Below are 11,410 nucleotides of genomic sequence, written 5' to 3' on the forward strand. Positions count from 1 at the left end.
TGGCCGGTGGAACGGACCTGGTGCGCTCGTATCTGCGGGATATCGGCCGTGTGCCGCTGCTGACCCACGAGCAGGAGATCACCCTGGGCCGTCAGGTCCAAGAGCTGGTGGCGCTGGAGGAGTTGGAGCAGGAGCTGGCGAGCCGTGAGGGTGTGGAGAAGCCCTCGCCTGCGGTGCTGGCCAAGGAAGCGGGTTTGACGCAGGTTCAGCTCAAGAAGCGGCTGCGCAGTGGTCAGCGGGCCAAGGAGCGGATGGTGGCCGCCAACTTGCGGTTGGTGGTGAGCGTGGCGAAGAAGTACACCAAGCGGAACATGGAGCTCCTGGATCTGATCCAGGAGGGAACCATTGGCTTGGTGCGGGGCGTGGAGAAGTTCGACCCGACCCGGGGCTACAAGTTCAGTACCTATGCGTACTGGTGGATCCGCCAGGGGATCACGCGGGCGATCGCGGAGAAGAGCCGGACGATCCGGCTGCCGATCCACATCACCGAGACGCTGAACAAGCTCAAGAAGGGCCAGCGTGAGCTGAGCCAGGAGCTGGGCCGCACGCCGACGGTGACGGAGCTGGCGGAGTTTGTGGACCTGCCGGAGGAGGAGGTGAAGGACCTGCTCTGCCGCGCGCGCCAGCCCGTGAGCCTGGAGACGAAGGTGGGCGACGGCGATGACACGGAGCTGCTGGACCTGCTGGCCGCCGATGGCACCCAGCCGTCAGAGCTGGTGGATGGGGAGTGCCTGCGGATGGACATGCGGGGACTGTTGGACCAACTGCCGGACCTGCAGGGCCGCGTGCTGAAGATGCGCTATGGCATTGATGTCGAAGAGCCCATGAGCCTGAGCTCCATCGCCCGTGCACTTGAGATGAGCCGCGACCGTGCCCGCAGCCTCGAGCGCAAGGCCCACGAGGAGCTACGCCGCCGCTCCGAGGAGATGCACGCCTATCTGGCGGCTTAGAAGAACTCGTCGAAGTTGTCGAAGTCAACGGCGCTGAATGTGCCGTTCTCCACCTGGCTCATTAGCCGCTCCAGCTGGACCCAGAGGGCGCCGGCGGTGGCCATTGACAGCACGAAGGCCACGAGCAATGCCGCTCCTGAGGAGAAGCCGAAGATCTGCAGGCTGCCGCCGATGAAGAGGGTGATGCCAACGACGATCCCCGTGTAGGGCAGGTTGGTCTCAAAGTTCCCCAGGGGCAGCAGTGCCAGCCGGTCCTGCTTCCAGCCGTCGAGCTTGTTCTGAACCAGCCTGGCGAAGGTCAATCCGCAGAGGATCCCCATGGCCAGGCCAATCCCCGCCAGCACATAGGGGGGCTGGAACATCGGGGCGAATTCCAACAGGATCTCGCTGGGGTCCAGGTCGCCGAAGTCCCCTGTGGCCAGGTCCTGGGCGGCTTCGCTCAGGTTGATCGGGGCCAGGGACATCGCTGTGGGCTCAAGTGGCGCTGACCCTAAGCCGCCAGCGGGTTCAGCCGAGTGAGCAGGCGGCCAGCGACGCGGCGCGGCGAGAAGGTGCGGCCCAGCAGTTGCATCAGGCCGCGTAGGTCGTCGGTGTTTAGGCGGTTGTCGCGGACCAGGGTCAGCAGCAGCCGCTGCCTGAGGCTCTTGCCCTCTTCGCCCACCAGCAGCTTCAGGCCCGCGCCGGCGACCGGCAGCAGGTCCGTGGCGCCGCCACCGCCGTCGTCGTTCTCGACCACCTGCAGCAGGTTCTCCAGTCGCTCCAGCTGCAAACGTCCATCGCGATCGAACAGCACCTCCATCAGCTTTTCGCGCATCTCGGCGGTGTCCCCCGCCAGCAGGCGCCGGGCCACATAGGGATAGGCGACGTTGATGATCCGGAAGCTGGGGTCCAGGCGCATCGCCAGGCCCTCCTGGCTGACCACCGCCCGGATGATCAGGGCAAAGCGGGCCGGCACCCGGAAGGGGTAGGCGTACATCAACTCCGAGAAGCGATCGGTGATCGCCTTGAAGTTGAAGGAGCCGACGTTCTCGCCGAGGGCACCGCCGAGGACCTCCTCGAGGGCGGGAATGATCGGGGTGAGGTCCGTCTTGGCGTTGAGGAAGCCCAGATCGACGAAATCTTGAGCCAGGCCCTCAAAGTCGCGGTTGATCAGGTGCACCACCGCCCCGGTCAGGGTCAGGCGATCGCTGTTGCTGATCGAATCCATCATCCCGAAGTCCACGTAGGCCACATGGCCCAGGGCTCCGGTCTTGCCCGGCAGGGCAAAGAGGTTGCCTGGGTGGGGATCAGCGTGGAAGTAGCCGAACTCCAGCAGCTGCTGCAGCCCGCTGATCACGCCCGTGCGGATCAAGGAGGCGGGATCGAGGTGTTGGGCTTCGAGCTCCTGGCGCTGTTGCAGTTTTGTGCCGTTGATCCAGGTGGTCGTCAGCACCCGCTGGCCCGAGAGGCTGCGGTCCACCCGCGGCACGATCACCGCCGCATTGCCCTCGAACATCCGCGCGAAGCGCTCGGCGTTGTCGGCCTCCTTGCGGTAGTCGATCTCCTCAAACAGGGAGCGGCCGAACTCATCAATGATTTCCCCCAGGCCAAAGCCCAGGTTCAGGGGCAGCAGCGGAGCGGCCATCACCCCCAGCAGCCGGATCAGCACCAGATCCCGGCGCAGCTGCCGCTCGAGGTTGGGGCGCTGCACCTTCACGGCCACCCAGTTCCCGCCGACGGGTTTGGCCCGGTACACCTGGCCCAGGCTTGCGGCCGCCACGGGATAGTCCGGGAACTCTTCAAACAGTTGCTGGACCGGGGCCCCCAGGTCGGCCTCGATCGTCTCCAGGGCGATGGCGTGGGGGAAGGCCGGCAGGTTGTCCTGCAGTTGGGTCAGCTGATCCAGCCAGTCCCGCCGCACCAGGTCCGGGCGGGTGGAGAGGGCCTGGCCCACCTTGATGAAACAGGGCCCCAGTCCCGTCAGGGTGGTGAAAATCTTCTGCCCCAGGCGCTGCTGCACCTTCGGGTCGGGATTGTTGGCCTGGAAGACCAGCACCAGCGCCAGGCTCAGCAGGCTGCTGAGCACCACGACCAAGCGGCCGACCAGCTGCCAGGGCCGCAGCAGCAGCCAGCGCAAGTCACGCCCCGGGTCGTAGGTGCTCATCCAATCCGCCAGCAAGTTGCAAACTCTAGGAATGGTGTTGCTCCAGCAGCTGCTTCAGGCGCGCCGGCCCCGGTTGCCGCTGCATCTGCCGGCCCACGGCCGCGGGCGGGGCCTGGCGCCGGCCCTGGCCCGCTTGCTGCGCCAAGCCCCGGGCCGCTGGGATTTGCCGGAGTTGCCGGAGATCGGTGGCCCTCTGGAGGACGAGGGGGCCGTCGCAGAGAGCCAACGGGCCCTGGCGGATCTGCTGGGAGCCAAGCGCTGCTGGTACGGCGTCAATGGGGCCAGCGGCCTGCTGCAAGCCGGTCTGCTGGCTCTGGCGCAACCGGGTGAGCGGGTCCTACTGCCGCGCAATCTGCATCGCTCCCTGCTGCACGGCTGTCTGCTCGGGCAACTGGAGCCGGTTCTGTTTGATCTGCCCTTTGATCCGGCCTCGGGCCTCTGGCTGCCCCCCAGTCCTGAGCACCTGGAGGCGGTGATCCGCGCGGCCCTGGCCGAGGGGCCCCTGGCGGCGCTGGTGCTGGTCTCCCCCAGTTACCAAGGCCTCGCTGGGGATCTGGCGGGCTTGGTGGCGCTGGCCCACCGGCAGGGGCTGCCGGTGCTGCTCGATGAGGCCCATGGCGCCCATTTGGGTCTGGATCCGCGGCTGCCGGCCCCTGGCCTGGAGGCTGGGGCGGACCTGGTGGTGCAGTCCCTGCAGAAGGCCGCCGGTGGCCTGGCCCAAAGTGCTGTGCTGCTGCAGGGGGCAGGTAGCGATCTCGATCCCGGGCGGATCGAGCGGGCACTGCTCTGGCTGCAAACTTCCAGCCCCAGCGCCCTGCTGCTGGGCTCAACGGAGGCGGCACTGCTGCATCTGCGCAGTGCCCAGGGACGCCAGCAACTGCGCCGGGCCCTCGATCAGGGCCTGCGGCTGCGCCAGCGCCTCCAGGCCCGTGGCTTGCAGCTGCTGGAGAACCAAGACCCGTTGCGCCTGAGCTGGATCTGCGCCGCCGATGGCATCAATGGCCTGGAGGCCGATGACTGGTTGATGCAGCGGGGGGTGATCGCGGAGCTGCCTGAGCCGGGTTGCCTGACCTTCTGTTTGGGACTGCAGCCGCCCAGAGGCCTGCTGCGGCAGTTGCCCGCGGCCCTGCACCAGTTGCGCCGGTCGCTAGGAAGCGCGGAACGCTTGACCTTCAGCCCCCCGCCGTTGCCCCTGGCGGCCAGCCCGGAGCGGCCCCTGGCCGAGGCCTGGCGGGCGCCGGCAGAAGCGGTGCCCCTCGAGCAGGCCGCCGGGCGCCTGGCTGCAGAACCCCTCTGCCCTTACCCCCCCGGGATTCCCCTGCTGATTCCCGGGGAGCGCATCGATGGGCCCCGGGCCGCCTGGTTGCAGGAGCAGCGGCGGCTTTGGCCCCATCAGATCGCTGATACGGTGAAGGTGCTGATCGCGTGAGGCGGAGCATGCCCGCGGCAGGGAAGGGCTCCTTCCAATGGGATTTCGTCACCCCCGGGCTGCCGGATGCGGCCTTTGCCGATGCCCCCGGCTTCAGCCCGACCCCGATGGAGCAGCGGGTGATGCTGCTCTCGCACCTGCGGCCCAAGAGCGATTCCCTGGTCTGGGATGTGGGCGGCGGCACCGGTGCTCTGGCCCTGGAGATCGCCCGCTTGATGCCCGCTGGAGCGGTCCACACCCTCGAGCGGGATCCCGACGGCATTGAGCTGCTGGAGCGCAACCGCCGCCGCTTTGGCATTGAGAACCTGCACATCCACCAGGGGGAAGCGCCCGATGGCCTGGCGCAGTTGCCGCCGCGCCCGGATCGGGTGCTGCTGGAGGTGGGCCGTCCCCTGCGGGATGTCCTGCATCAGGTCTGGGAGGCCCTGGTCCCAGCCGGTCGCCTGGTCATCAGTACCGCCAGCCTGGAGGGGCTGGTGGACGCCACCGATACCTTGGGGCAACTGGCGGCGGTCGATCTGCAGGTGGTGCAAGCCACGGTTCACCGGATGCAGCGCCGCGGCAGCCAGGCCCGCTTGGCGGCCGCAGAACCCCTGTTTGTGATTGCGGCAGAACGCCCTTGATTCCTCCCCCGCGCACCCGAACCTCCCCCCAGCGCCTGCTGAGCGGCTACGCCGCCGGTGCCTTTGGCCTGTTGGTGGTGGGTCTGGGGGGCTGGTGGTTCACCATCGCCCTGGGGGTGATGGTCCACCTGGGCCTGCTGGAGTACTTCGACCTGGCCCGGGCCAAGGGCATCCGGCCCGCCAGCAAGACCACCTTGGTGCTGGTGCAGCTGCTGCTGATCACCACCCAGTGGGCCCATGGCGGCGATGTGGCGGGGGTCGGCTTTGCCTCGGAGCTCTCGGCTGCGGTGCTGCCGGTGGCCGGGGCGATCATCTGCGGCTGGCTGCTGTTGCAGCCCGTCACCGGGACGATCGCCGATATCGCCTCCTCCATCTTTGCCCTCTTTTATTTGGGCTATCTGCCCAGCTACTGGATTCGCCTGCGGGATCTCACCGATCCGCTCTTGGCGCCGAATCTCCAGCACTGGCCTTTGCCACTGACCTCGGGGATGGTGCTGATGCTGATGGCCTGTCTGCAGATCGTGGCGACGGACATCGGCAGCTACATGATTGGCCGCCGCTACGGCCGCACCCCCCTCTCGCCCACCTCGCCGGGGAAAACCGTGGAGGGTGCCCTGGGCGGGTTGATCTGCTCGATGCTGCTAGGAGCCCTGTTTGGGGTGCTGCTGGGCTGGAGCTGGGGCTGGGCGATTGGTGCCCTGCTCGGGGCGATGGTCACGGTCTTCGCCCTGGTGGGGGACCTGACCGAATCGATGATGAAGCGCGATGCCGGCGTCAAGGATTCGGGCGATTTCCTGCCCGGCCATGGCGGCATCCTCGATCGCATCGACAGCTATCTGTTCATCCCGGCGGTGTTTTTCACCGTCGTGACCTTCTTGGCCTAGGGGCTGACCGTCGCTCTGCCGCTGACCAGCAGCCGGCCGGACTGCAGTTCCGCCCGCTCGATGGTGATGTTGGGGTCTCCGGGCAGGGCATAGCGCTGGGGGCCATCGCTCTGCTGCAGGACAACGCAGCCGGCTTCCGCCCGCGGCTGGGTCGCCATCTCCCGGCCCTGGGCGCGCACCAGCAGCTGGTCGCCTGCGATCGTCAACTCCTGCAGCGGCGTCAGCCCCAGTAGCGCCTCGCTGATTTGATCGGCCAGGCCGCGCCAATGGGCACTGCTAAACGAGCGGCTCAGGCCAGGGCCACTGAATTCGGCGCTGCCCGTCACGCTGAAGGATTGATCCAGCTGCAGGGACTGCCCCTTCATCAGCCGGCCGATCTGGACGCTGATCGCGCCGCTGCGTAGCTCCACCCGCTCGATCTCAAGGGCGCTGAAGACCGCCTTGCGGGCCACCAGGCTGACCCCCTCCAGCCGTCCCCGCAGTAGGGCCAGGGTGGAGCCGTGCAGCTGGAGCTCGAGCTGATCGACGGACTCGCATTGCTGGCGAATCCAGAACTGCAGCCCACTGGCCAGCAGCTGCAGAACGGGATCAGCCATGCCAGGTGCGCACCACGGTGTCGGGCTGATCGATGTGGGGCAGATGCCCGCAATCGCTCAGCTCGGTGATGCGCTCTCCTAACAGAACTGCGGCGTCGGCCTTGGCTTTGCCCTGCAGGATCCGGTCGTTGGCGCCCCAGAGCACCTGCAGTCTCTGCTGCGGCAGCGGCAACCCGCAGCCCCCGAAGCCACCACTGCCGGCAAAGGCCGCCAGGGCGGGGGCCCAGTTGGGGCAGCGCAGATGGATCGAGGCGATCTCCAGCTCCGCGGGCCCCACATCACGGTCGGGTTGGGCAAAGGCACTGCGGCAGAGCCCGCGCCGAATCGCCGGCAGGGCCAAAAAGCGCGCGCCCAGTTGGTTGAGCAGGGGCGGAACCGGCATGGGTTTGCCCGTCAGGCCCGCTGGGGCAAGCAGCAGCAAGCGATCGATCTGCTCCGGGCGCCGGCGGGCCAATTCCACGGCCGCCGATCCGCCCATGGAGGCACCAATCAGGCCGACCCGCTGGGCGCCACTGCGCTCGAGGACCGCATCGAGCACGGCTTCCAGATGGCGCAGCACCCCCGCGGGGCTGTAGTCGCCGCCCTGGGGCCTGGGGCAGAAGCCAAAGCCGTAGAGGTCGGGGATGAACAGCTGGGCGTGGGCTGAGAGCAGCGGGCTGAGCCGCCGAAACTCCAGATGGGAACTGTCAAAGCCATGCAGCAGCAGCACCGGCGCTCCAGAGCCCAGGACCGCCACGGGCCAGGGTTCACGGGTTTGGTTGCAGGCGCTCGGCAGGTCCCACCACTGCACCGCGCGTGCGATGGCCTGTCCTTTGGGATCCAGCAGGGTTTTGGCGGCGCGCTCCAGCAGCTGCCGCTGATCCAGGTGCTCAGGCATCCACGCTGCTCAGGGCGGCGGTGGTGCTGACCAGGGCCGCCAGGACATCGGCTGGACCGACGCTGAAGGGCAGGTGATGGAGATCTGAGCCGGGCCTGCAGGCAAACTCCGCCACCTCCTGGAGCTCCGCGAGGCTGGCCTGGGCGAGCCCGAGGTCTTTCAGGCTGACGGGCAGCGCGAGTCGTTGGAAGAAGGGCAGCAGTTGCCGCCTGGCCTGGGCCGCCAGCTGGCTACCCCCGACGCTTTCCTCCAGGCGCAGTTGCACCAGGATTCCAAAGCCCACCTTCTCCCCGTGGAGCTGGCCGTGGCTGGCCTCCAGTTGGGTCAGGCCGTTGTGGACCGCATGGGCGGCGACGGTGCGGCAGCGGGCGCCGCCAATCCCTCCGATCAGGCCGGCCGTCAGGCCGCTGGCTTCCGCCACGCGCACCCAGGCCTCGCCGCCGACCTCCCCGAGGGCCTGCTCGGCCTCCAGCAGCAGTTGATCCCGCAGCACCCGGGCCTGTTGCACGGCCTGTTGCACTAGGCCATCGCGGCTGGCGCCGCTGCTGACGGAGGCCTCGTACCACTTGGCCATGGCATCGGCGATGCCGCTGGCCAGGGTGCGATTGGGGGCTGAGGCCACCAGGCCGTGGTCAAAGACCAGCAGCTCCGGGCAGTGCTCCAGAGCGACATCTCCCTGGAATGCCCCCTGGGGGCTGTAGAGATTGGCCAGCGCCGTCCAGCCCGCGCAGGTGGCGGCACTGGTGGGCACGGTGATGCAGGGGAGCCCCAGGCGGTGGGCCAGCAACTTGCCGGCATCGAGCACCTTGCCGCCGCCGCAGGCCACGACCCCATCACAGCCCTGGGATTGGCTCAGCTCCGCGAGACGGCTGAGGTCCTCTTCGCAGCAGTCGAACTCAAGCTCCGCGCTGAGCACCCGTAGGCCTTGCGTCTTGAGATCGGCTTGGAGCCCGAGCCGCAGTTCCCGGGTGGCCGCGCTGCGGCCGAGCAGCAGCGGTGCTTGGCAGAGGCCCGCGATCAGCGGCAGCGCTTCAGTCCAGGCTCCTTCGCCGCGCAGCACGTTGGCGGGTGCGATGGCGTGTTGCTGAACGGCGGAGACAGCCATGGACCGGATTCCAGAAATCCACTCTAAAAGTGGGACATGGGTCACCACGACCACCACCATCACGCTGGGGCGTTTCGCTGGAGCGTGCTGCTGAATGCCTTCCTGACGGGAGCGCAGTTGGCGATCGGCTTTGGCTTTGGCTCCCTCGCCTTGATCGGCGATGCGATCCACAACCTGGGGGATGTGGTGGGCCTGCTCTTGGCTTGGGGCGCTGAGCGCTTGAGCTTGAAGCCCCCCCGCGGTCGCTTCACCTATGGCTTTGGCCGCAGCACCCACCTGGCGGCCTTGATCAATGGCCTTCTGGTGTTTGCAGCGGGCCTGCTGGTGGTGGTGGAAGGCCTGGACCGGCTGCAGCAGCCCGAGCCCCTGGTGGCTGGGCCCGTGGCCGTTGCTGCCGCTGCAGGGATTGCGATCAATTTGCTGTCCGCGCGGTTGTTTGGGGCGCAGGACCATCTCGATCTCAATCGCCGCGCGGCGGTGCTGCATCTGCTGAGCGATGCGGCGGTCTCAGCCGCTGTGTTGCTCAGCGCGATCCTGGTGGCGCTGACCGGCCGCACGGAGCTCGATGCGATCACGGCCATTGCGGTCGGCGCGGCGGTGATGGTCAGTGCCTATGGGCTGCTGAAGCAAGCCCTGGCGGCGAGCCTTGATGCGGTCCCGGAGGGGCACGATCTGCAGTCCATTGAGGCGGCCTTGCGGGAGCTGCCGGGGGTGTTGCGCGTGAGCGAACTCCATGTCTGGGGCCTGGGTGGCCGCCGGGTGGCGCTGACGGCCCATTTGCAGGTGCAGAGCGAGCCATCGGTTGATCTGCTCCGCCTTGGCGAGGAGCGCCTACGCCAGCTGGGCATCGACCACAGCACCCTGCAGATTGAGCCCCAGTCCTGAGGGCCATTCGGTTTTCCCCTACCCATTTCGCCCCTGGCCCATCAGATTGGAGACAGGTCGGCTCGGAGGGGGATGGCAAGACGCAGCTGGAGGCGGCGCCTGGGCAATGCCCTGATCCGTTGGGGCCAAGCCCTGAAACCAGCGCCGCCGGCGCGCCCGGTTCCGACGCCGCAGAAGCGCTCGGCCGTCAGTCAGATGCCAGGCCTGCGCTCGCCCCTGACGATCGATAAGGCAGTTCGCAACAGGGACCTGAGTGTTCTCAAGCGGGAGGCCAGCGATGCGCTGGCGGCCCTGGGGGCGGCCCATGCGGTGGTGAGCTCAGCGCGGCTGGCTCAGATCCAGACCATCCGCTCGGAGGTGGATCGCGGCACGGTGGAGCAGGACGCCTTAATCGAGGTCGCAGGCGACTACCAGGCCTGGCAGAACGATCAGGTGCGTCTGTTTGATGCCCTGGCGTTGGTGCTGGGGATCACGGTTCCAGAGGGCTCTGCTTTCGATCAGATCGATGAGGAGATGACGGCAGCGGCCACTGAGCACCTCAATGCCCTGACGGCGGAATACCAGCGTCGACTGCTGAGCGACCAATTTGAAACGGAGCCCCAGGAGGGCTGATTGGCAGCCTTTTTGATCTAGGTCTGCTGTTTTTTCATCGACAGAGCCGGAACACCCGCTGTATTGGGGAGTGGCATTCGGGGCCCCTTCCCTTGACCGTTCGGATCGGCATCAATGGTTTTGGTCGGATTGGCCGCCTGGCCTTCCGCCGCGCGATGGCCACTCCCGGGGTTGAGGTGGCGGGCATCAATGACTTGATTGATGTCGATTACCTGGCCTATCTGCTGCGCTACGACTCCACCCATGGCCGCTTCAAAGGCGAGGTCAAGGTGGAGAACGGTCAGCTGGTGGTCGATGGGAACGCCATCCGGATTACGGCGGAGCGGGATCCAAGCAACCTCAAGTGGGATGCCATTGGAGTCGACACGGTCCTCGAGAGCACGGGCTTTTTCCTGACGGATCCCCTGGCACGCACCCACATCGAGGCCGGGGCCAAGCGGGTGGTGATGAGCGCCCCCTCCAAGGACGAGACCCCGATGTTCGTGATGGGGGTGAACCACAGCAGTTACGCCGGCCAGGACATCGTCTCCAACGCCAGCTGCACGACCAACTGCCTGGCGCCCTTGGCCAAGGTGGTCCACGACAACTTCGGCATTGTCAGTGGCTTGATGAGCACCGTTCACGCCACGACGGCCACGCAGAAGCCTGTGGATAGCCCGTCCCTGAAGGACTGGCGCGGTGGACGCGGCGCCGGCCAGAGCATCATTCCCAGCTCCACAGGCGCCGCGAAGGCTGTGGGCCGGGTGATTCCAGAGCTGAACGGCAAGCTCACGGGCATGGCCTTCCGGGTCCCGACCCCGGATGTCTCCGTGGTCGACCTCACGGTGAATCTGGCCAGGCCCGCCAGCTATGAGCAGGTCAAGGCGGCGATGAGGGCCGCCTCTCAAGGGGAGTTGAAGGGAATCCTGGGTTACACCGAAGACCAGGTGGTCTCCAATGATTTCCTGGGTGAGAGCTGCACCTCCGTCTTCGATGCCGGCGCTGGAATGGCCCTGAGCGACACCTTTATGAAACTGGTGTCCTGGTACGACAACGAGTGGGCCTACAGCTGCAAGTGCATTGACCTGATCACTCACATGGCCGCGGTGAGCTGAAACCAGAGCGGCAGGCTGAGGGCAGCGGCCCCACTGCTCCAGAGCACCAGTCGGGCGGCGGGAAGGGTTTCCTTGCCGCCTCTGTTTTGGGCGTCGGCGGCTTCAGCGAGCAGGAGCACGGACATTGCCGTCGGTGCAGCGGCCTGGAGGACCAGCGCCTGTCGCATCAGCTCCGGCAGTTGCAGCAGTCCGCTCAGCAGCCACATCAAGGC

The 11,410-nt window shown here is 67.2% G+C and carries 12 protein-coding genes and 1 pseudogene; 7 read left to right on the forward strand and 6 right to left on the reverse strand.

Annotated elements, in window-relative coordinates:
• Positions 1-17 precede the first annotated feature (17 nt).
• Entirely contained in the window at positions 18-950 is a 933-nt protein-coding gene (locus tag QZ186_RS10250; RefSeq protein ID WP_296416689.1) for an RpoD/SigA family RNA polymerase sigma factor, read from the forward strand.
• Here QZ186_RS10250 and QZ186_RS10255 read toward each other — a convergent pair.
• Together QZ186_RS10255 and QZ186_RS10260 are read right to left on the reverse strand one after the other, a co-directional pair.
• Complete coding sequence (locus QZ186_RS10255; protein WP_296416680.1) at positions 947-1,414, reverse strand: hypothetical protein; 468 nt, start codon at positions 1,412-1,414, stop codon at positions 947-949. The genes QZ186_RS10250 and QZ186_RS10255 overlap by 4 nt on opposite strands.
• A 26-nt stretch (positions 1,415-1,440) precedes the next feature.
• Complete coding sequence (locus QZ186_RS10260; protein ID WP_296416681.1) at positions 1,441-3,093, reverse strand: AarF/ABC1/UbiB kinase family protein; 1,653 nt, start codon at positions 3,091-3,093, stop codon at positions 1,441-1,443.
• 31 nt (positions 3,094-3,124) lie between these two features.
• Between QZ186_RS10260 and QZ186_RS10265 the strand changes: the two genes are divergently transcribed.
• From QZ186_RS10265 to QZ186_RS10275, 3 genes are read left to right on the forward strand one after another with little or no spacing between them, the layout of a single operon-like run.
• Positions 3,125-4,522: an aminotransferase class I/II-fold pyridoxal phosphate-dependent enzyme gene (locus QZ186_RS10265; protein WP_296416682.1), complete on the forward strand. Its 1,398-nt coding sequence runs from the start codon at positions 3,125-3,127 to the stop codon at positions 4,520-4,522.
• A gap of 8 nt (positions 4,523-4,530) precedes the next feature.
• Positions 4,531-5,145 carry a precorrin-6Y C5,15-methyltransferase subunit CbiT gene (cbiT, locus tag QZ186_RS10270; RefSeq protein ID WP_010317872.1) on the forward strand — a complete coding sequence of 205 codons (615 nt, stop codon included), beginning with the start codon at positions 4,531-4,533 and terminating at the stop codon, positions 5,143-5,145.
• On the forward strand, positions 5,142-6,029 hold the full coding sequence (locus tag QZ186_RS10275) for a phosphatidate cytidylyltransferase (RefSeq protein ID WP_247479080.1): 888 nt from the start codon (positions 5,142-5,144) through the stop codon (positions 6,027-6,029). The genes cbiT and QZ186_RS10275 overlap by 4 nt, the downstream gene beginning before the upstream one ends.
• Here QZ186_RS10275 and QZ186_RS10280 read toward each other — a convergent pair.
• The 3 genes from QZ186_RS10280 to QZ186_RS10290 are packed head-to-tail and all read right to left on the reverse strand — an operon-like array spanning position 6,026 to position 8,607.
• The gene (locus QZ186_RS10280; protein WP_296416684.1) at positions 6,026-6,625 is read right to left on the reverse strand and encodes a DUF2993 domain-containing protein; all 600 of its coding nucleotides are present in this window, start codon (positions 6,623-6,625) and stop codon (positions 6,026-6,028) included. The genes QZ186_RS10275 and QZ186_RS10280 overlap by 4 nt on opposite strands.
• Entirely contained in the window at positions 6,618-7,502 is an 885-nt protein-coding gene (locus QZ186_RS10285) for an alpha/beta hydrolase (protein ID WP_296416685.1), read from the reverse strand. The genes QZ186_RS10280 and QZ186_RS10285 overlap by 8 nt, the downstream gene beginning before the upstream one ends.
• Complete coding sequence (locus tag QZ186_RS10290; protein WP_296416686.1) at positions 7,495-8,607, reverse strand: iron-containing alcohol dehydrogenase family protein; 1,113 nt, start codon at positions 8,605-8,607, stop codon at positions 7,495-7,497. Before QZ186_RS10290 ends, QZ186_RS10285 begins: the two co-directional genes overlap by 8 nt.
• A gap of 36 nt (positions 8,608-8,643) precedes the next feature.
• Here QZ186_RS10290 and QZ186_RS10295 point away from each other — a divergent pair, with 36 nt between their 5' ends.
• The 3 genes from QZ186_RS10295 (at position 8,644) to gap (ending at position 11,198) form a co-directional block, all read left to right on the forward strand.
• Positions 8,644-9,492, forward strand: coding sequence for a cation diffusion facilitator family transporter (locus QZ186_RS10295; protein ID WP_296416687.1), 849 nt, complete (start codon positions 8,644-8,646; stop codon positions 9,490-9,492).
• A 72-nt stretch (positions 9,493-9,564) separates the two neighbouring features.
• A complete protein-coding gene (locus QZ186_RS10300) occupies positions 9,565-10,104 on the forward strand; it encodes a hypothetical protein (RefSeq protein ID WP_010317866.1) in 540 nt (179 codons plus the stop codon).
• Between the two features lie 92 nt (positions 10,105-10,196).
• Complete coding sequence (gap, locus tag QZ186_RS10305) at positions 10,197-11,198, forward strand: type I glyceraldehyde-3-phosphate dehydrogenase (protein ID WP_296416688.1); 1,002 nt, start codon at positions 10,197-10,199, stop codon at positions 11,196-11,198.
• Here the strand turns inward: gap and QZ186_RS10310 are convergent.
• Positions 11,177-11,410: pseudogene (locus tag QZ186_RS10310) on the reverse strand (malate transporter); the annotation flags it as partial. The gene gap and the pseudogene QZ186_RS10310 overlap by 22 nt on opposite strands.

This window comes from Vulcanococcus sp. DEBay_Sum29NL08_54 (assembly GCF_017859255.1).
Taxonomy (GTDB): domain Bacteria; phylum Cyanobacteriota; class Cyanobacteriia; order PCC-6307; family Cyanobiaceae; genus Vulcanococcus.